The 19,046-nt window shown below is 33.0% G+C and carries 22 protein-coding genes; 3 read left to right on the top strand and 19 right to left on the bottom strand.

Features of this window, described 5'->3' with window-relative positions:
* Nucleotides 1–33: 33 nt before the first annotated feature.
* From R6X41_RS09415 to R6X41_RS09345, 15 genes are all read right to left on the bottom strand, one after another.
* Nucleotides 34–531, bottom strand: a complete 498-nt coding sequence (locus R6X41_RS09415) for a hypothetical protein (protein WP_318499609.1) — start codon at nucleotides 529–531, stop codon at nucleotides 34–36.
* A gap of 152 nt (nucleotides 532–683) precedes the next feature.
* Nucleotides 684–1,544: an ATP synthase F1 subunit gamma gene (gene atpG, locus R6X41_RS09410; protein ID WP_318499607.1), complete on the bottom strand. Its 861-nt coding sequence runs from the start codon at nucleotides 1,542–1,544 to the stop codon at nucleotides 684–686.
* Nucleotides 1,545–1,643: 99 nt separating this feature from the next.
* Nucleotides 1,644–3,224: a F0F1 ATP synthase subunit alpha gene (gene atpA, locus R6X41_RS09405; RefSeq protein WP_318499605.1), complete on the bottom strand. Its 1,581-nt coding sequence runs from the start codon at nucleotides 3,222–3,224 to the stop codon at nucleotides 1,644–1,646.
* Between the two features lie 55 nt (nucleotides 3,225–3,279).
* Nucleotides 3,280–3,816: an ATP synthase F1 subunit delta gene (atpH, locus tag R6X41_RS09400; RefSeq protein ID WP_318499604.1), complete on the bottom strand. Its 537-nt coding sequence runs from the start codon at nucleotides 3,814–3,816 to the stop codon at nucleotides 3,280–3,282.
* A gap of 5 nt (nucleotides 3,817–3,821) precedes the next feature.
* Nucleotides 3,822–4,322 (bottom strand): F0F1 ATP synthase subunit B, encoded by a 501-nt coding sequence (locus R6X41_RS09395; RefSeq protein WP_318499602.1) that lies wholly within the window; start codon nucleotides 4,320–4,322, stop codon nucleotides 3,822–3,824.
* 104 nt (nucleotides 4,323–4,426) lie between these two features.
* Nucleotides 4,427–4,615, bottom strand: coding sequence for an ATP synthase F0 subunit C (atpE, locus tag R6X41_RS09390; protein ID WP_057782517.1), 189 nt, complete (start codon nucleotides 4,613–4,615; stop codon nucleotides 4,427–4,429).
* 39 nt (nucleotides 4,616–4,654) lie between these two features.
* Nucleotides 4,655–5,779 (bottom strand): F0F1 ATP synthase subunit A, encoded by a 1,125-nt coding sequence (atpB, locus tag R6X41_RS09385; RefSeq protein ID WP_318499597.1) that lies wholly within the window; start codon nucleotides 5,777–5,779, stop codon nucleotides 4,655–4,657.
* A gap of 135 nt (nucleotides 5,780–5,914) precedes the next feature.
* The gene (locus tag R6X41_RS09380) at nucleotides 5,915–6,286 is read right to left on the bottom strand and encodes a DUF6168 family protein (RefSeq protein ID WP_318499595.1); all 372 of its coding nucleotides are present in this window, start codon (nucleotides 6,284–6,286) and stop codon (nucleotides 5,915–5,917) included.
* Nucleotides 6,279–6,512 carry an AtpZ/AtpI family protein gene (locus tag R6X41_RS09375; RefSeq protein WP_318499594.1) on the bottom strand — a complete coding sequence of 78 codons (234 nt, stop codon included), beginning with the start codon at nucleotides 6,510–6,512 and terminating at the stop codon, nucleotides 6,279–6,281. The genes R6X41_RS09380 and R6X41_RS09375 overlap by 8 nt, the downstream gene beginning before the upstream one ends.
* Nucleotides 6,484–6,891, bottom strand: a complete 408-nt coding sequence (locus tag R6X41_RS09370) for a bactofilin family protein (RefSeq protein WP_318499593.1) — start codon at nucleotides 6,889–6,891, stop codon at nucleotides 6,484–6,486. The genes R6X41_RS09375 and R6X41_RS09370 overlap by 29 nt, the downstream gene beginning before the upstream one ends.
* A gap of 23 nt (nucleotides 6,892–6,914) precedes the next feature.
* Nucleotides 6,915–9,482 (bottom strand): type IX secretion system periplasmic lipoprotein PorW/SprE, encoded by a 2,568-nt coding sequence (gene porW / locus R6X41_RS09365; protein ID WP_318499591.1) that lies wholly within the window; start codon nucleotides 9,480–9,482, stop codon nucleotides 6,915–6,917.
* Between the two features lie 106 nt (nucleotides 9,483–9,588).
* Nucleotides 9,589–10,296 carry an ABC transporter ATP-binding protein gene (locus tag R6X41_RS09360; protein ID WP_318499589.1) on the bottom strand — a complete coding sequence of 236 codons (708 nt, stop codon included), beginning with the start codon at nucleotides 10,294–10,296 and terminating at the stop codon, nucleotides 9,589–9,591.
* Nucleotides 10,297–10,316: 20 nt separating this feature from the next.
* Nucleotides 10,317–11,789, bottom strand: a complete 1,473-nt coding sequence (locus tag R6X41_RS09355; RefSeq protein WP_318499588.1) for a DUF5687 family protein — start codon at nucleotides 11,787–11,789, stop codon at nucleotides 10,317–10,319.
* 50 nt (nucleotides 11,790–11,839) lie between these two features.
* Entirely contained in the window at nucleotides 11,840–12,532 is a 693-nt protein-coding gene (locus R6X41_RS09350; RefSeq protein WP_318499587.1) for a hypothetical protein, read from the bottom strand.
* Nucleotides 12,533–12,534: 2 nt separating this feature from the next.
* Nucleotides 12,535–12,867: a PadR family transcriptional regulator gene (locus R6X41_RS09345; RefSeq protein ID WP_318499585.1), complete on the bottom strand. Its 333-nt coding sequence runs from the start codon at nucleotides 12,865–12,867 to the stop codon at nucleotides 12,535–12,537.
* A 117-nt stretch (nucleotides 12,868–12,984) separates the two neighbouring features.
* Here R6X41_RS09345 and R6X41_RS09340 point away from each other — a divergent pair, with 117 nt between their 5' ends.
* Nucleotides 12,985–14,043, top strand: a complete 1,059-nt coding sequence (locus tag R6X41_RS09340) for a 2Fe-2S iron-sulfur cluster-binding protein (RefSeq protein WP_318499583.1) — start codon at nucleotides 12,985–12,987, stop codon at nucleotides 14,041–14,043.
* A gap of 67 nt (nucleotides 14,044–14,110) precedes the next feature.
* Here R6X41_RS09340 and R6X41_RS09335 read toward each other — a convergent pair whose 3' ends face one another.
* Entirely contained in the window at nucleotides 14,111–15,130 is a 1,020-nt protein-coding gene (locus tag R6X41_RS09335; RefSeq protein ID WP_318499581.1) for a glycosyltransferase family 9 protein, read from the bottom strand.
* A gap of 20 nt (nucleotides 15,131–15,150) precedes the next feature.
* Nucleotides 15,151–15,759, bottom strand: a complete 609-nt coding sequence (locus R6X41_RS09330; RefSeq protein ID WP_318499580.1) for a DUF4254 domain-containing protein — start codon at nucleotides 15,757–15,759, stop codon at nucleotides 15,151–15,153.
* A gap of 157 nt (nucleotides 15,760–15,916) precedes the next feature.
* Here R6X41_RS09330 and upp point away from each other — a divergent pair, with 157 nt between their 5' ends.
* Nucleotides 15,917–16,576: a uracil phosphoribosyltransferase gene (gene upp, locus R6X41_RS09325; RefSeq protein WP_318499579.1), complete on the top strand. Its 660-nt coding sequence runs from the start codon at nucleotides 15,917–15,919 to the stop codon at nucleotides 16,574–16,576.
* Here upp and R6X41_RS09320 read toward each other — a convergent pair.
* Nucleotides 16,565–17,488 carry a DUF6427 family protein gene (locus R6X41_RS09320; protein ID WP_318499576.1) on the bottom strand — a complete coding sequence of 308 codons (924 nt, stop codon included), beginning with the start codon at nucleotides 17,486–17,488 and terminating at the stop codon, nucleotides 16,565–16,567. The genes upp and R6X41_RS09320 overlap by 12 nt on opposite strands.
* A 40-nt stretch (nucleotides 17,489–17,528) precedes the next feature.
* Between R6X41_RS09320 and R6X41_RS09315 the strand changes: the two genes are divergently transcribed.
* Complete coding sequence (locus R6X41_RS09315) at nucleotides 17,529–17,756, top strand: DUF6341 family protein (protein WP_318499573.1); 228 nt, start codon at nucleotides 17,529–17,531, stop codon at nucleotides 17,754–17,756.
* A gap of 8 nt (nucleotides 17,757–17,764) precedes the next feature.
* Here R6X41_RS09315 and purD read toward each other — a convergent pair whose 3' ends face one another.
* Nucleotides 17,765–19,036 carry a phosphoribosylamine--glycine ligase gene (purD, locus tag R6X41_RS09310; RefSeq protein WP_318499571.1) on the bottom strand — a complete coding sequence of 424 codons (1,272 nt, stop codon included), beginning with the start codon at nucleotides 19,034–19,036 and terminating at the stop codon, nucleotides 17,765–17,767.
* Nucleotides 19,037–19,046: the final 10 nt, after the last annotated feature.

Raw genomic sequence — 19,046 nt, 5'->3', positions numbered from 1 at the left:
TCAGGAGAACAAAAAAAGGAATAGAACTAATTATTAACCTTTTGGTCGAGCATGTGGGATTAATGGAGCCGATTTTGTTTGTAAAGTGTCATATTTAAAATATTTAACCTTTCCTGAAATTGTATAACGTATTACACATTCATTATTTTCAAGTTGAAATTTAGGTTTTTGTTCCGTAGGTTCAATAGAGGCATCACTTGTAACTACGAAACTTGTTGGAAGCGTATACTTTTTATTTCCAGCATTTACTTTACGTCCTGCAAATAGTAACGCATTATGACTATCTTGTTTTAAAGGCAACTGAAACGTTTCAAAATAGATACTATCAAAAGATATGTCTTTAGGGCGTTCAGATTCTAATTCGACAAAAATATTAGTACCAGAACCACCTCCTTTCACTCCAGAAGTCCAGTGTTGTTTGTAAATCGATACAATATCAACAGGTGCTTCCTTTTCAAATTTTTGTGAAGCACAATTAGTAATTGTACTCATAAAAACACTGCATAATAAAAAGACTTTAAACGATTTCATAGTACAAATTTTACGTTCATTAAAGATACAAAAAGCTAAGTTACAGCATAAAAAAAGCCTTGCTAATTGCAAGGCTTTGATATTGTAATATGACATTAATATTTAGACTATTATCTAAAATATACTTTATAAGCTTTAACAGTTAGCAATTACTAATTATTAAGAGCTTCTGCACCACCAACAATTTCTAAAATTTCGTTAGTAATTGATGCTTGACGTGCTTTGTTGTATGTTAATTTTAATTGATCTCTTAATTCTGTTGCATTATCTGTTGCTTTATGCATAGCAGTCATACGTGCGCCGTGCTCACTTGCAAAAGAATCTCTAAGGCCTTTAAATAATTGATTTTTTAAAGACTTTGGAATTAATTGATTAATGATTTCTAATTTTGATGGCTCGAAAATATAATCCGTATTAACGTCTTCTCCAACTTCAATAGGTTCGATAGGTAAAAACTGTTCAGTAATTACAAATTGAGTAGCTGCATTTTTAAATTGATTGTAAATAATATCAATTCTATCAAATTCACCTTCAACAAATTTCTCCATTAAAGAGTCAGCGATTTCAGCAACATTTTCAAACGTTAAAGCATCGAAAACATCACTTTTATTATCTATGACTTTATTCGTTTTCTTAAACGCATCGTTACCTTTTTTACCAATAGCAAGGAAATAAACATCTTTATCTGCATATTTATTTGCAGCCAGACTATTTGCATGCTTCACGATATTAGAGTTGAATGCTCCGCACAAACCTCTATTAGAAGTTACAACAACAAGAAGTACTTTTTTAACCTCTCTTTGCTCTGAATATTGATTAGTAATACCAGAATCTATAGTTGCGCTTAAAGTTTGTAAAAGTTCTGAAAGCTTATCTGAATAAGGACGCATAGCAGTAATAGCATCTTGTGCTTTCTTTAACTTTGCAGCCGATACCATTTTCATGGCACTGGTAATCTGCATCGTTGAAGATACCGAAGCTATTCTGTTACGTATTTCTTTTAAATTTGCCATTTTTTCCTCTCCTAACCTCTCCTAAAAAGAGGGATTGATTCGTTAAAATATAAAATTCCGATTTTAATTACTCCCGATAAGGGAATTCAAAAAGGGGAATTAAGCTTTAAATTTTAGTGATATTTCTTTTGCTACAGTTGTTAATGTATCTGTAACTTCATCAGTTAATTTTCCTGCCTTTAAAGAACTTAATACATCTGCATGTTTAGCTCTTAAAAACTCAAGATAATCACTTTGAAATTCTTTTACTCTATCAACTGGTACGTCTCTTAATAAGTTTTTAGATCCTGCATAAATAATTGCAACTTGATCTTCTACTTTAAACGGGTCGTTTTGTGCTTGTTTTAATATCTCTACGTTACGTTTACCTTTGTTAATTACATTTAAGGTAACTGCATCTAAATCTGATCCAAACTTAGCGAAAGCTTCTAACTCACGATATTGTGCTTGATCCAGTTTTAAAGTACCAGACACTTTTTTCATAGATTTAATCTGAGCGTTACCACCAACACGAGATACAGAAATACCTACGTTAATTGCTGGACGAACACCAGAGTTAAACAAATCTCCATCTAAGAAAATCTGACCATCTGTAATAGAAATAACGTTTGTTGGAATATATGCCGAAACGTCTCCTGCTTGTGTTTCAATAATAGGTAAAGCTGTTAAAGAACCACCACCTTTTACGATTGGCTTAAGCGAATCTGGTAAGTCATTCATTTCACTAGCAATAGCATCATTATTAATGATTTTTGCAGAACGCTCTAATAAACGAGAGTGTAAGTAAAATACATCTCCAGGATATGCTTCACGTCCCGGTGGGCGACGTAATAATAAAGATACCTCACGGTAAGCAACAGCTTGTTTTGATAAATCATCAAATACAATTAAAGCTGGTCTACCAGTATCTCTAAAATACTCTCCAATAGATGCTCCTGTAAATGGTGCATATACTTGCATTGCAGCAGGATCTGATGCATTAGCAGCTACTATTGTTGTGTAAGCTAAAGCGCCTTTTTCTTCTAAAGTTTTAGCAATTAGTGCAACTGTTGAAGCTTTTTGGCCTATAGCAACATATATACAATATACAGGCTCACCTGCATCGTAAAATTCTTTTTGATTTAAAATAGCGTCAATACAAACAGCAGTTTTACCTGTTTGTCTGTCTCCAATAACCAACTCACGTTGCCCTCTACCTACTGGAATCATAGCATCAATTGCTTTAATTCCTGTTTGTAACGGCTCAGTAACTGGCTCTCTAAAAATTACACCTGGAGCTTTACGCTCTAAAGGCATTTCGTAAGTTTTACCAGAGATTGGTCCTTTACCATCTATAGGGTTTCCTAAAGTATCTACAACACGACCAACAATACCTTCACCTACTTTAATAGATGCGATACGTTCTGTACGTTTTACTGTTGATCCTTCTTTAACGAATTGTGAAGGTCCTAATAATACTACACCTACATTGTCTTCTTCAAGGTTTAATACAATCCCTTCAAGACCGTCTCCGAAATCTACTAATTCACCATATTGTGCATTAGCTAATCCGTAAACACGTGCAATACCATCTCCTACAGTTAATACAGTCCCTACTTCATTTAAAGTTGCTCCTGCTTCAAATCCTTGTAGTTGTTGCTTTAAGATTGCTGTTACTTCAGCTGGTTTTACTTCTGCCATTTTACTTAGATATAAGCTCTAATCGAAATAATTTTCGATTAAAAAATTTATAAAATTAATTTAATGAAAATTCTTGTTTTATTTTACTCAGTTCGTTCGCAACACTTGCATCATATTGCAAATCGCCAACACGTAATATGAAACCACCAATAATGTCTTCATCTATTACGTTTTTAATTTCAACAGTTTTTCCTGTTAACGCTTTTAGTTTAGCTAATACTTTAACCTCTAAATCGCTAGTTAAAGGAACCACTGTAGTTACAGTTGCCATTTCTATACCCGATAATTGATCGAATAACTGGTTGTATTTAATAGCTACATCTTCTAAAATCGATAACCTTCTGTTTGTAATTAAAGTATCGAATAAGTTAACTGTTAATGGAGTGATGAAACTAAAAATTTCTAACAACGCCGATTTCTTAACAGTAGATTTTACTACAGGACTTTCTAGCATATCGCTTAAGTCTTTACTATTAGCAATAGTATTAGCGATTAAAGTCATATCTGTATTTACAGCCTCAGCCGAATTACTACTTTGTGCTAATTCTAAAACTGCTTTTGCGTAACGTATTGCTGCTCTTGCTCCTGCCATGTTTATTAGTTTAAAGTGGATTTACCTAGTAAAGAATCAACCAATTCTAATTGTTTGCCTTTGTTAGATAATTCCCCACGTACTACTTTTTCAGCGATTTGTAAAGATAATTCTGCAACGTGATTTTTAATCTCTAGCATAGCAGATTTCTTTTCACTTTCGATAGCATTTTTTGCAACCTCAATCATATTATTTGCTTGAACTTGCGCTTCTTCTTTAGCATCCGAAATCAATTTATCTTTCATCTCACGTGCTTCTTTAAGCATCAATTCACGTTCTGCTCTAGCATCATTTAATAATTTCGTGTTATCTGCCTGAAGATTAAGCATTTCAATTTTTGCTTTCTCTGCAGCTTCAATTGCATCTTTAATATCATCTTCTCTGGTCTGTAAAGACCCTAAAATTGGTTTCCAAGCAAATTTCCCTAATAATACAATTAAGATTATAAGAATAATGGCTTGCATGATGAACAATCCCGGTGAAAAATCGTTTAATAACGTATCCATGTTTAACTAAATAAAAAGTTTTACTTCTGTTTTTGTTTAATTTAAAACAGCTTCTGCAACCAACCGTTGCAGAATGCTGTAATAGCTTTGTGTATTGTTAGGAATTATTTACCTAAGATTAAAGCACCGAATGCTAAACCTTCTAATAATGCCCCAATAATGATCATCGCAGTTTGGATTTTTCCAGCTGCTTCTGGTTGACGAGCAATAGCTTCCATTGCACTACCACCAATTTTTCCAAGACCTAAACCAGCACCGATTACGATTAATCCTGCTCCAATTAAATTGTACATACTAATTGATTTTTAAAATATTAATTAAACAAATTCTTATTAATGATGGTCATGTTCTTCAACTGCCATTCCTATAAATAACGATGATAACATCGTGAAAATAAATGCTTGTAAAAAGGCTACCAATATTTCGATAACTGTAATAAATAATGCTAATATTAAAGAGACTCCTGTAGAGGCTACTGGTCCAAAAGCATCTTTCATTGTAATAACTAATGCGATTAAGCTCATTACCACAAAGTGACCTGCTGTCATGTTTGCAAACAAACGTACTAATAAAGAGAATGGTTTAATAATTACAAAACCAATTAATTCTATTACCGCTAAAATAGGTCTTAATATATATGGAACTCCTGGCATCCATAATGTATGTGCCCAAAAATCTTTACTTCCGTTAGTTAAATAAATAATCATTGTAAATATTGCCAAACATGCAGTTACAGCTATTTGACCTGTTACATTGAAACCAAGTGGAGTTAATCCTAATAAATTCAAAATCCAGATAAAGAAGAATACAGTTAGAAGAAAAGGCATAAATTTCATATACTTTTTCTCGCCAATATTAGGACGTGCAATTTCGTCACGTACATAAAGTACTAACGGCTCTAAAACTCTACTAAAACCAGTAGGAATTGGACCTTTTTTATAACCTTTAGCTAAAACAATAAATCCTAACAACATTAAAATAGCTGCGATTAACATCCCGAATACACTTTTAGTAATAGAGAAATCTAATACTCTATGTGCATTTTCTGCATGGTGATGATCGTCGAACTTGACTGCCGAAGCACCTGCATCTAATTCGTAAATTTTACTATGAATTTTTGTTAATTTAATTCCTCCCTTATCAACAATAACCTGACCATTATCATCGTGGTGAAATTCTGAAGACATAAATGTTTTCAATCCTGCACTAGTCCATACAATTACAGGTAACGGAAAACTCACATGAGCTCCAGTTTCGTTATTTGTAAATAAATGAAAATCGTGTGCATCTTTTAAGTGATGTGCAATATATTCTCTAATTTCTTCAGGAGTATCCACTTTATTCCCCGTTTCCTGATGCTGAGTATCATGTTCACCTTGAATGGCGAACGATGAGACAGAAGTCATCAATAAAACTAAAATTGCAATAAACTTGATAGATTTTTTTGCTACCATCATATTTTTCTAACTAATGAATTATGCTCCCTAAAATTTTGTGCAAATGTAAACAATAATTTAAAAACCCAAACCCTTTTTTTACATATGTTTAAATTCTAATATTGAATTCGTTATTTTCAACAAAAAAAATAATAACTATTTGCTGTTAAGCAGTTTTGCTACAGCTATCGCTTCGGCCGTTAAAAACAAGAACAAGGGCACTACTAATGCAAAACGTTCCGTTTGGGTTAACTGCTCATTTTCGAAAACTGTATTTTTAAATATTAATACAAATATTCCCAATTTAAGAAACATTAGCACTAGATAAGCATAACCTGTTTGACTCGGAAGCACACTTGATATGTATTCTATACTAACATACACAATAAGCGCTGCCAAAGCCTGATACAAGTATACTTGCCACAACTCGAAAGACATATTATCTGATATAAAATAACTGTGTAGAGAATATCCTATAGCAAAAAGTAAAAGCATGCATAGTGCAAAAACGAGTATTCTTTTAATCATTCTTATCCTTATTGGTAATATTTAACACCTGCCTAATAACTGAAAACATCGCTATTAAGACCGCTAATAATGTTACTATTTTAAAATATAACTGGTTGTCGTTATTAAATTCAACATCCAACCATTGACCTAGAACACTTCCTAAATAAATAGTTAAACCCATTTGAAGTGCAATAGAAGTAAATCTAATATATTTATTAAGCTGTTTTTTCTTTGGATCTTTCATTCTTAATCGCTTTTACACCACTTTTCATAACACATGTTACATCGAAACTCGCTCCCGGATCTACAGATAGTTTACCAACAATAACTTCGCCTTCTATTACTGCCGAAGACTTTAAAGTTAGCGTACCAGACAACTGTAATTTACCAGAAAATTTACCTTCAAAATACGCATCGGTTCCTTCTAAAGTTCCATTTATAAAACCCGTTTTTCCAACAACCACTTTTCCTGGTGTTTTCAAATTTCCTTCTATAGTACCATCAATTCTAAATCCGCCCTCACTACTAATATCACCTACTATTTTAGTGCCTTGGGCAATAATATTTTGGTTCGCTACCGATTCTAAATTTTGCTGTTTCTCTTTTTTGCTATCTTTAAACATAGTCATTAAATTTGGGGGTATTATTACTTTTCTTTATTTAAATACGTATCTAAATTTTTATGTATTTGAATGATCTGATAATTATAAGACGATGTTACAAAGTAAGGTTTTACAATTCTTTCCTTATCTTTCTTTTCAAATAAGTCTTTAAAGCCTTCTGCAATAACTAAATGATCAAAACCATGTACTACAACAAAAGTTATTGAAGGCGAATACACATCTTTTGATGTTGTAAACGTATAATACTTTAATTTTTTGATTTCCTTATTTAATTTTTCCACGAAAGCATCAATATCTATGTCTGAAGCATTATCAAACTGATAAATAACTTGGAAACGATTCCCGTCTGCGTTATCTTGGAAATTATTTTCTTTAAGCTTTGGCAATACGCTTTTGGTTAACTCTTCGGCGCGTTGGCCTTCGGGAAGATTTGGATACGTTAATGCGACATCGTTTAAAGCTTTAGCATATGCTTCAAATCCATATAACCTACCTATAGCTGTCGCTTTTAATAAATCGAATTTAGCGACAATATTATCACCTTCAAAATTACGAATGTTTTGTTCGCAGAGATTAATAACCTCGCCATAAAGCTGGGCTTCAAACTTCTCATGTACTTTTTTATAAACGATCTCTGGGCTATTTAAATCTTCGGCAACTGCTTGATCTGGATTTTTTAAAAGACCAGCATAACGCGAATCTGGATGATTTGTAATAATATCTCTTTTAATAATAACAGCTTCACCGGTTTGCCCTAATAATTCGTAATCTTTATATAAATTATACTTTGCAGGGACTATTAATCGTTCCTCAGGATTGCTATTTAAAAGTTCTTGGAGTTTATTTTTAGATAATTCATAATCGCTAAATTTTTCTTTATAAATCACACCCAACTGAAAATAGGAATAGTTACGTTCTTTAACAATACTATCTATTACCTTTTGATCGGAAGGAATTTGATCTACATAAAATTGCGGTTGATAAATATCTGCTTCTAAATCTAATTCCCCTACTGTAGCTGCCCCCACAAGGGTTGCGTTTGCAGAAAAACTCAGATTAGACCAACGCCAATTATCTTCATTTTTTCTATTTCCCCAAATTTTCATGAATTCATTTTTACCATAAGCCGCCACTGTGGTATTATAAAAATAGAATGTGTTTGCGTTTTTTTCTGCATTTCCGCGATCTTGAAACGCCGAGGGTTTAATATCCACATTAAATCCATTGTTAGAACTTAACATTTCTTGAGTTCTAGCTTCATTTTCTTGGCGCTCCTGTTCTAATTGAGCTTGGGTGATTAATTTTTGCGTGTGTGCTTCAAAATAAGCAAAACGATCGTCTTCGGGCATGTTTACCAAGTGAATAATACTATCGTCTACTTTCGCGATGTCTTCATAATAAATAACATCTACTAAATTATCGCGTTCTCGTTTTACCGTTCTAAATATTTTAGAATCAACAATTAGATTGGTAAGTGTGCTGTCGTAATAAGCTCCAGCTGTTTTATATTCTGCATTATCGAAACTTAAATCACCTAGGGTTTCATAATTTCTAGCATTTAATTCTTTATCGTCATATTGGGCATCTAACGATTTATTGTAATAAACAATCCCTAAAGAATCGTTATTAGTCGACAAATAATATTCCCCGACCTGATGATAGATACGACCTAAATACGGACGATTTTCACGATCTGATTCGAGTTCAGCCAAGGTTTCCGAAAAAATTAATTTATCACCATTTACGTAATCAAAATTTACAGCTTTTTCAACAAAAGCAGCTATATAGTAATCTCTTGGGATTTTTCGGTGCATTTTTATTACACGATCAAAAGTAGCGTTAGCACTATCTTTATAACCTAAAGTATTGTAGAGCTGACCTTTAATAAATAAATAACGACCACGTTCTTCGTCTTTACGAGTAGATTGTGCTGCTATTTCTAAATATGTGATTGCAGTGTCTACAACTTTAATATTAAGATAAGCCTGTGCCAAAGTAGATGTTGCATCTGCTAATACCTGATCGTCTAAAAAATCTAATCTCAGTAAGCGTTTTAAATTTTTAATAGCCAATTCGTCGTTATCTAAACGCATATTGGTTTTTTCTCGCCATACTTTAGCAACATTAATTTTATCGCTAGAAGGGTATTTATAAAGAATATAATTGAAGGCTTCTATAGCGGGCACAAACCGCTGATCGAAATATCTAGATTTCCCTAAAAGCAAATACGCTTCGTCCATTTGAGGGTTTTGTTCTTTCCCTTTAATATTCATGGAATGCTTTTGTATCGCCTTTACTGCCTTCTCTTCAGATACAGAAAATATTTCATTTTTAGACTGTCCAGGAAGCATTGCATCTTCGGCAAAATCTAAACGCTCTACCGGAAGTATATTCCAATAATCATCTCGATATTCTTCATTAAGGCGCGCACGGCCTTCTTCTAAGGCTATGTTACCATTATAAAGTGTATTATATTCTGTGGCCATTGCATGAAAATTTCTACTAATAAATTTGTCCTTTTTCCGAGAACAGTTCACCAATAGAAATGTAGAAATACATGCTATAAAAATAACCTTAAAAGATGTTTTCAACGTTGGGATATTTAATCAACTAAATAACTATTAACTCTTGCTATTATTATGCAAAGCGGTAAAAATAAGCATCTTTTTCGATTAACCTATATATTTGGAATGACTTTTAGACTTCTGCCTCACTTGTAAAATAGGCCTCTAACTCCTTAAGTGTTTCTCCACTAGTTACAATGTCTTTTATAATCTCACCTTTTTCTAGCACCACGATACGTTCGCATACATCTGTAACATGCATTAAATCGTGACTAGAAACAAGCACCGTAACGCCTTTTTGTTCGGCTAAATCTTTTATAATTTTTTTAAGTCTAATTTGGGTTGTAGGATCTAAATTCGCAAAAGGTTCGTCTAAAATAATCACTTCAGGATTCCCGATTAAAGCACCGACAATTCCTGCTTTTTTCTGATTTCCTTTACTTAAATCTCTTAAATATTTTTTCTGATTTAATATTTCTCCGTGGAAGAAATCTTCAAACTGATTTACAAGCTCATCGACTTCAGATTTAGATTGTCCGCGTAATTCTCCAATAAAGTAAAAATACTCTTCGGCAGTTAAATAACCTATTAGAAAACTTTCATCTATAAAAGCAGAAGTAAATGGTTTCCACGCTTCGCTTTCACTCACTAAAACATCGTTATTTTTTATATGCCCGGTAGTTGGCGGAATTAAGTCTAATAGTAAACTAAAATAAGTTGTTTTTCCTGCACCATTATTCCCTACTAAGCCAAAGCTTTGTCCCTTCGGAATGTCTAAATGATTAATATTTAATACGGTAGTGGCGTTATATTTTTTGGTAAGTTGTTCTGTAACAATCATAATACGAATAATTAAATCTGTTAGTTTTTTTCTGAATATGCAGCAATGGTTTTATACTTTCCTTTTTGATATACTTTTTCAATTAAATTCAAAAAGAATCCTTTAAAGGCGACACCTAAAATACCACTTACACCGAGTACGATAATACCCGCATTAAAATTTATTAATTTATAAGGCAAATAAAATAATAGCATTGGTAAGACTAATTTCGGAATTGCAATTAGCATTTGAGTAGGATTAAATCCTTGCATATTACTAAACGCTTTTGCTTTTACGTTTAACTCGACTGGCGTTCTATTTAAGGCACCTCCAAACAAAGTAATATAAGAGTTTAATCCGATATTAAATGAAGCTCCAGCGGCTATCATTCCATAGGTTTTCCAACCAAAATAAAGGTACGGCGTACTTAGCACAAACGAGATTAAAACGGCAACCGATAATAAATACCACTTAGATTCTAAATAGGTTTTATATTGAATATTCTGACTCATTAATAACTTATAATATTCACTATCCCAAGACGGAATAAGCTGACCGAAAGAAATTAAAAATCCACCTGTTACAAACATGGCGGCAAAGGCTAAGATTGCAGGAGTTTCTTCGTAGCTTTTATTGGTGAAGAAAATAACACCATAAAACAAAAACATAAACGCCATCATAAGCACTTGTTTTGGTCTTTTATTTCTCCAAATTAATTTGATATCGTTTTTTAAGAACGGTCCCATGGTTCCAAAACGATCGAACCAGGACAAATCTGTAGTCTGCACTTCTTTAACTTTTTTAGAAACCACATTATCTAAATAAAAACCACTTCTTATATATTTAAAATTTAGGATATAAAGACCTACGCACGCTAAAAAAGGAATTACCACCAAATACATATGTGTATACATGGCATTTAGCGCTAAACCAATAGGTTCTGAAATCCTATAAACACCATAATACTCCAAACCTATTAACACCGCTAAAACACTAACTACAGCATAAAAAACGATGTTATTTTTATTAATTAAGAAGTTTGTAAAATTGATGCTTAAGGTTATACAAATAATCCCCAACAACCATAACAAGACGTGACCAACAGGATAACCGTTTATAATAAGCACCACAACAAATGGTACAAACATTAAAAGTGGCAGAATATTAAAGAAAGACAATACCGTTTTACCCAATAAAAAATGAATGACTTTACTACGCTTAACAGGCAGTAGCATTAACGGTTTCACGTTAATAACAGGAAGTTGCTGCATGAAAAACCTAAAAACAATATCGAAAAGAAACCAGTAAATTAAGAAATTATTGACCACAACCAACGGGTCGGAATCTGGCATTTGCTTTTCTAATATGTAATATATTCCAGCCCCTAAAGCCACTGCTATTACTGAAAAATACAAGACGACTATCGCCAATATAATTTTAATAAATATGCCTTTTTTAAAGTACGCTGCCCTAGAAAATTGTTTCCATTCCAGGCTTAAAAAATGTTTAATCATATGGGGTGGTTTGGTTGATTGTAATATTGGTGTAATGCTATGAAAGAATGTTACACATAATACGCTTTATATTGTTGTTTTAAATATAACGTAATCTTTTTAGGTACAACAAATAAGGTGATATAAATTAGAATACCAACACCAACTATTGTAGCACTTAAAATTATTAATTTATAGCCCTCAAAACTGTTTTGAATATCTAATATTCGAAATAAAAACTGAACAAAAACACCCAGTGCTCCTAACAGTCCACCTAATTGCATAAAGACATCTTCGTACATCCACTTCCGTCCGGTCTTTTTCCGTTGTTGTTTTACAGCCTTATTAAGACGAAATACTTTAACAAAAAACACGACTATAAGCCCACTAAAAATAGCCGCCAATGTATAATTAAAAAAAGGTGTGTATTTAAAAATTAAATAGGTTACACAAAAAAGTGCTGCGGTTGAAATAATTTTTGGAAGCGTAAAAAACTGTTTAAAAATAGTCCAAACAGATGACCAATAATGTTTATTCAGTGCTTTAATACGAGCTTCAACCACATCTTGAAATCCGAAAATTCCGAACTTTTTAAAGGCAATAGTTAAAGCGTCTTCAAAAGTACGATCGGGAGTGTCTTCCCTCTGAAACTCGATATCGTTAGCCAAATGATCTACTAATTCTGTTTGCACATCGAAATACTCCACAAAATGTTGTCGTGTGAACAGAAATAACTCTTGTATTTGAGATTCTGAAACTTTCATAATTAGATTAATTTCGGGTTAACTAATTGTTGCATCGTTTGTATATAACGTTCTAATTCGGAGAGTTTATTCGCTGTTTCTGTAGTTCCAAAATCGGTTAAGCGATAATATTTCCGTAAACGGTTATCTACGGTTATCATTTCTACCTCCAACAAACCATCGGCTTCCAATTTGTGTAATGCAGGATACAAGGCACCTTCGGTAATGGTTAATTCACCATCGGTTAAAACCTTTACTTTTTGCGTAATTTCATAACCATACATTTTGTCTGTTTCTTGCAACAGTTTTAAAATGATAGTCGTTAAACTTCCTTTATATAAATTAGATTTTCCCATAATTACAGATAAATATAGGTCTTATTTTAACATACATAAGAATCTGATGTATTAAATTTTTTATTAATTCTATCTGAAAACCTATTTGCTTCACTAAATTTGCAAAAAAGATTACCAATGGCATTTCATAAACTTACAATTCAAAACATAAATAAAGAAACCGAAGCTGCTGTAACCATTAGCTTTGAAGTTCCTTCAAATTTAAAAGATAAGTTCAGTTTTAAAGCTGGACAATACATCACTTTAAAAACCGAAATTAACGGCAATGAAGTCCGTAGAGATTACTCGTTATGTTCGTCGCCTAAAAGCGGAATATTACAAGTTGCTGTTAAAGCTGTAGAAGATGGTTTGTTCTCTAAATACGCAAACACAACATTAAAAGTAGGCGATACTATTGAAGTTGCAGAACCTAACGGACGCTTTGTATTTACACCAAATGCATCTAAAACAAGAACGGTTGCCGCATTTGCTGCAGGTAGTGGGATTACTCCAATTATGAGTATTGCTAAAACCATTTTAGAAGAAGAACCAAATAGTCATTTTATTCTTATCTACGGAAATAAAACGCCTAAAGACACGATCTTCTTTAAAGAATTACTAGAACTTCATCACGAATTTATCGATCGTTTTTCTATTCAGATGGTGTTTAGCCAGTCGCAAGAAGACAATGCTATGTTTGGAAGAATTGAAAAAAGCACAGTGAATTTCTTATTGAAAAACACTTACAAGCATAAAAAGATAGACACTTTTTATTTATGTGGTCCAGAAGGTATGATCACCACGACAAAAGACGTTTTAAAAGATTTTGGAGTTGCTGAAGCTGATATTCATTTTGAATTATTTTCTGCGCCGGTTACTACTGAAACCAACGACACAACAGCGGCAGTAAGCGATGGATCGACTGCAATAAAAATAATAGTGGATGACGAGGAAATTGAGTTCGTTATGTCACAGAAACAAACTATTCTTGAAGCTGCTATTGCCAAACACATAGACGCTCCTTATTCTTGTCAGGGTGGAATTTGCAGTAGCTGTATCGCTCGTGTAACCGAAGGTTCGGCAACCATGAGACAAAACAATATTTTAACTGATAGTGAACTTGCAGAAGGCTTAGTACTAACCTGTCAAGCACATCCTACAACCCCAAAAATAGTAGTCGATTACGACGATGTTTAAAATAAATACTAGAGTATAGATATTAGACCGCTTTGCTCTTAGACAGAATAAATCCGTTTTTTAAAAATTAGATAACGGATTTTATTTTTTCAATGATAGTTTCTGGAGTAATGGTTCCAGCCGCTTTTTCGTAACCTTCAGGAAATGTATTCCCGTAGATAGAAGTTGGAATACCCGGAAATTTAGAACGATCCGCAGTTAATGTATAATCGTCTGGTTGATTAAAAGGTGCAAAGCCAGCAAACGGATGCGTAACTCCCCAAATGGTAATTACTTTTTTACCTAGCATGGCAGCCAAATGCCCATTACCAGAATCCATAGACAACATCACATCTAGATTAGAAATAATGTCTAATTCTTCATTTAGATTTAGTTGCCCAGCAAGATTGATAACGTTTTTGTATTTAAATTGAAACCCATTTAAAACGTCCACTTCCTTCGCTCCTCCACCAAACAAGAATACTTTATACGATTTAGAAAGGGTTTCAATAACCGTTTCCACTTGATTAAGCGGATACATTTTGCTGTCGTGAGCTGCAAACGGAGCGATTCCAATCCATTTTAAATTGTGAGAACCCGTGATTGTTTCTAATTTTTCTGACAAAACAGTTGGTTTTGGAAACGTAGGTTGAGATAAATCTACAGGAAAACCTAAATTCTTAAACACCTCGGCATAGCGCTCTACCGTAGTTGGTAATTGTCTAAAAACAGTACCGTTAGTTAAGGCTTTCTTTTCGGTCCTTCCTTTGTCTATTTGAACAAAAGGTGTTCCTAAAAAGAATGTTTTCAGAATATTAGAACGCAACACATTATGAATATCTGCCACGGCATTAATATTCAACTTTTTAAGTGATTTCGAAAGTTTATACAATCCGAAAAACCCTTTATGCTCATTTTTTAAATCGGCAGGAAAAATATTGACTTGTTGTAAATCTCTAAAAAACGGTTCGAAAAACGGACGTGTTAAAACCGTTACTTTTAAGTCCGGATATTGTATTGTTAACGCTCGTAACACAGGTATAGACATAGAAACGTCTCCCATTGCCGAGAGACGTATAGCTAATATATGTTGTATTTGTTTGGACACGTTTTAAAGGAAAAGAGTTCCTATTTTAGAGAACGTAACACTGGGTTAAGCTCGTCGTCGTTGTACATTTTCATTTGCTTATACACTTTCATGTATTTATCGCCAGAAGCAATATCTTTTAGCAATGTATCTATCGCTGTAGATAGATCTACACGTTGTTCTAAAAGAATATCTAATTTTGTTTGACATGCTTTTTTATGAGCATCAGAAGCATCTTGACGTGTTGCTTCTTCATTCATATGATACACTTTTAATGCTAAAATAGATAATCTATCTACTCCCCAAGCAGGACTTTCTGTATTGATTGTCGCGTTTTCTTTAGGTGTAACCGTTTTGTTTTGTTCTAAAAAATAGCTATCCACATACTCCACCATATCTGTACGATCTTGGTTAGAAGCATCAATTTTACGCTTCAAAGTTAAAGCTGCAACAGGATCGATTTGTGGGTCACGAATTATATCTTCGTAATGCCACTGCACGGTGTCAATCCAACATTTTCTATATAATAAATGCCCTAATAAATCGTCTTCTTTACTATACGGATTCGAAAAATCCTGATCCACAGTATTTATAACGTGATAGGTATTTATTACCTCCTGAAAAATAGTATTTGCCTTAGTTGTAAACATGATTTTGATTTTAAAGTACAAACCTACATATATTTTAGTTAAACACCTTCATTTCACTTTCAATGTAAGTTCACGTTTAACAAAAATTTAAATAGACATTACAAACGTAAATATACCTCTAATTAATTAACTTTACCAGACACCATAAAAGAGAACCATGCAAATTCATAATTTATCTTCTGAAAACACAATATTAAATGTATTTATGTCAGAATTACGAGATAAAACCATTCAAACCGACAACATGCGATTTAGAAGGAACATAGAACGTATTGGTGAAATTCTGGCTTACGAATTAAGTAAATCGCTTCATTTTAAACCGAAATCTATAGTAACACCTTTAGACACAACCGAAGTTAGTTTACCGGAAAATGACATTGTGATTTGTTCTATTTTACGTGCTGGAATCCCCTTACATAACGGGTTATTAAATTATTTTGATTCAGCTGAAAATGCGTTTATTTCAGCTTATAGACATCATAAATCCTCACCAGAAAGTTTTGAAATTGTAGTGGAATATTTAGCCTGTCCGTCTTTAGAAAACAAGACTCTAATTCTTGCAGATCCTATGCTAGCCACAGGGCAATCTATGGTTGCTACTTTTGAAGCTTTAAAACCTTTTGGAACGCCTAAAGAAATTCATTTAGTTAGTGTTATTGGTGCGCAACAAGGTGTAGATTATGTTTCAAATCATTTTAATAATGACACCCATTTATGGATTTCTACTATAGACGAAAAACTAAATGACAAAGGCTATATTGTTCCTGGACTGGGAGATGCTGGCGATCTTTGTTTCGGCGAAAAATTACAACATTAACAATCCGAAAGGGACAAAAATTAAAAGTCCTAGAAAAATTTCCTTAAACCACTTATCCTGAATAGTTTCTAAATAATTCGTGATGATTATCGCCAAAGGCGCGAATAAAAACAAAAACTCTCCACCTTCTTTTTTAGGAGATAAAACCATGATAATAGACGCAATAAGTGTTGCAACTAAAATAACTTTGTAACCTGGTTTAAAGTTTTTCTGCTTCAGTTTTATAGTACGGATATAAAATACCGAAGACCAAATCCCGAAGGAAATTAACAGCGTTACACCAACTATATATTGCAACGTATTGTAAGTGTCAAACTCCAGACTAACTCTCGGTAAAATGTTTAAAGCTGTAAAAAAATCATCGTACATAATTACGGAATACGACACACCTAAAATAAAAACAGAAGCTAAACTAACAATAGGAATAATCCAATCTTTCAAATTATTGTTAGAATAAAAAAATAAAGCAGCATAAACAAGGAAAATAAATAAGATAGACCAAAAATAAAATAAGGTTGCAATCCCGATCCAAAAAGCAGCATCGAACAATTTCTTTTTGATGTCTAGTTGCGATCGTAAACTTAAAATTCTACGCAACGATAATAGAATAAAAAAGTTAGAATACACGATATTATCACTCAGCATTGTTTGCGGTAAAGCCATTAAAAACAAGGCATATAGAAGAATTTCGTAACTGCTTTTTTGCGTTAATTTATTTTTACTAACCAAAAAATCCAAAACTAAAATAGAGGAAAAAGTCGCACAAAAAACAAAGAAATATTTTATATAATGCTTTATCAAATCTGAGTCTACAGCATACTTTGTGTGTGCAATATAAAATGTAACCAAAGTAATTGTAAAGACAACTAAAAAATTTATTGGCTTAGATTTACTAAAAATACTTGTAATCATTAACTCTTTTTGTATTTTTGTTTGGTAAATATACCACACTATGAAAGATTTTTTTTACGGGATACAGGATTTATTTGTAAACGTATTGTTCGCACCTCTTGATGCTTTAAGAGCATTAGAGCTTAAAAACTGGTTTGCAGCCAACATGTTCTCATGGATTTTTATATTAATCGGAATGGGATTTTTTGTGTATTGGATGCTTCAATTAAAAAAGTTTAGTGACAACAACGAAGAAGACAAAAGTATTTCTTCGCACTCTTTTCTATAATTCGATTTTTATAAATCGAACCCTATATCTTTACGATAATACATCTTATCGAAATGTAGTTTTTCTATATTTTGGTAAGATTTTTTTATGGCCTCTTGATACGTATTTCCGTAAGACGTCATCGCCAACACACGACCACCGGTAGTTAATACTTTTCCATCTTTTAAATCGGCTCCAGCATGAAAAGGAATAGAACCTTCTACATTTTCTAGACCTGTAATCTCCTTCCCTTTCTCGTAAGCTTCAGGATATCCGCCAGAAACTGTCATAACTGTAGTTGCTGCACGTTCGTCTATTTCTAAATCTATTTCATTTAAAGTACCGTTAGCTACTGCTTGAAGTAATTCTACAAAATCGTTTTTAAGTCTTGGTAAAACAACTTCGGTTTCAGGATCTCCCATACGTACGTTATATTCAATAACCATAGGGTCGTCTCCTACTTTTATCAATCCGATAAACACAAAACCTTTGTATGGTAAGTTATCTTTAATTAAACCTTCTATTGTTGGTTTTACAATACGTGTTTCAATCTTTTCTAAAAATTCGTCTGTAGCAAATGGTACTGGAGACACTGCTCCCATTCCACCTGTATTTAAACCCGTATCTCCTTCTCCAATACGTTTATAATCTTTAGCTGTTGGTAATACTTTGTAGTTTTTTCCGTCGGTTAAAACAAAACAACTTAATTCAATTCCATCTAGAAATTCTTCAATCACTACTTTTGTACTTGCTGCTCCAAATTTAGCATCGACTAACATGGCTTTTAGTTCTGCTTTAGCTTCATCTAAATCATTTAAAATTAACACACCTTTTCCGGCAGCTAATCCATCTGCTTTTAAAACATAAGGAGCTTTTAGTGTCTCAAGAAAAGCATAACCGTCTTCAACATTAGATTTATTAAAACATTGGTAAGCGGCAGTTGGAATATTATGTCTGAATAAAAATTCTTTTGCAAATTCTTTACTTCCTTCTAATTCTGCGGCAGCTTTTTCTGGTCCGATAACTGCAACATGCTTTAATTTCTCATCATTTAAGAAGAAATCGTGAACACCTTGCACTAAAGGATCTTCTGGGCCAACGACAACCATATCGATATTATTTTCTAAAACTAGCGTTTTAATAGCTTCAAAATCGGTTACACCAATGGCAACATTTTGTGCTATAGTAGCTGTTCCTGAGTTACCTGGAGCAACAAAAAGCTTTTTACATAATGGACTTTGAGAAATTTTCCAAGCAAAAGTATGTTCTCTTCCGCCAGCACCTAGAATTAAAATTGTCATATTGAGTATA

Source organism: Formosa sejongensis, from assembly GCF_033447105.1.
Classification (GTDB): domain Bacteria; phylum Bacteroidota; class Bacteroidia; order Flavobacteriales; family Flavobacteriaceae; genus Formosa.
Note: the sequence above shows the minus strand (reverse complement) of the source record. Positions and strands in the feature narration are given on the sequence as shown.

Bases quoted from the DNA above. Each gene is read 5' to 3' on its own strand.
- atpH (WP_318499604.1), bottom strand. From the start codon at position 3,816: ATGGCAGGAGCAAGAGCAGCAATACGTTACGCAAAAGCAGTTTTAGAA.
- R6X41_RS09360 (WP_318499589.1), bottom strand. From the start codon at position 10,296: ATGATTGTTACAGAACAACTTACCAAAAAATATAACGCCACTACCGTA.
- atpG (WP_318499607.1), bottom strand. From the start codon at position 1,544: ATGGCAAATTTAAAAGAAATACGTAACAGAATAGCTTCGGTATCTTCA.
- R6X41_RS09350 (WP_318499587.1), bottom strand. From the start codon at position 12,532: ATGAAAGTTTCAGAATCTCAAATACAAGAGTTATTTCTGTTCACACGA.
- R6X41_RS09345 (WP_318499585.1), bottom strand. From the start codon at position 12,867: ATGGGAAAATCTAATTTATATAAAGGAAGTTTAACGACTATCATTTTA.
- atpB (WP_318499597.1), bottom strand. From the start codon at position 5,779: ATGATGGTAGCAAAAAAATCTATCAAGTTTATTGCAATTTTAGTTTTA.
- R6X41_RS09340 (WP_318499583.1), top strand. From the start codon at position 12,985: ATGGCATTTCATAAACTTACAATTCAAAACATAAATAAAGAAACCGAA.
- R6X41_RS09355 (WP_318499588.1), bottom strand. From the start codon at position 11,789: ATGATTAAACATTTTTTAAGCCTGGAATGGAAACAATTTTCTAGGGCA.
- upp (WP_318499579.1), top strand. From the start codon at position 15,917: ATGCAAATTCATAATTTATCTTCTGAAAACACAATATTAAATGTATTT.
- atpA (WP_318499605.1), bottom strand. From the start codon at position 3,224: ATGGCAGAAGTAAAACCAGCTGAAGTAACAGCAATCTTAAAGCAACAA.
- R6X41_RS09315 (WP_318499573.1), top strand. From the start codon at position 17,529: ATGAAAGATTTTTTTTACGGGATACAGGATTTATTTGTAAACGTATTG.
- R6X41_RS09330 (WP_318499580.1), bottom strand. From the start codon at position 15,759: ATGTTTACAACTAAGGCAAATACTATTTTTCAGGAGGTAATAAATACC.
- R6X41_RS09395 (WP_318499602.1), bottom strand. From the start codon at position 4,322: ATGGATACGTTATTAAACGATTTTTCACCGGGATTGTTCATCATGCAA.
- R6X41_RS09320 (WP_318499576.1), bottom strand. From the start codon at position 17,488: ATGATTACAAGTATTTTTAGTAAATCTAAGCCAATAAATTTTTTAGTT.
- atpE (WP_057782517.1), bottom strand. From the start codon at position 4,615: ATGTACAATTTAATTGGAGCAGGATTAATCGTAATCGGTGCTGGTTTA.
- purD (WP_318499571.1), bottom strand. From the start codon at position 19,036: ATGACAATTTTAATTCTAGGTGCTGGCGGAAGAGAACATACTTTTGCT.
- R6X41_RS09380 (WP_318499595.1), bottom strand. From the start codon at position 6,286: ATGATTAAAAGAATACTCGTTTTTGCACTATGCATGCTTTTACTTTTT.
- R6X41_RS09415 (WP_318499609.1), bottom strand. From the start codon at position 531: ATGAAATCGTTTAAAGTCTTTTTATTATGCAGTGTTTTTATGAGTACA.
- R6X41_RS09370 (WP_318499593.1), bottom strand. From the start codon at position 6,891: ATGTTTAAAGATAGCAAAAAAGAGAAACAGCAAAATTTAGAATCGGTA.
- R6X41_RS09375 (WP_318499594.1), bottom strand. From the start codon at position 6,512: ATGAAAGATCCAAAGAAAAAACAGCTTAATAAATATATTAGATTTACT.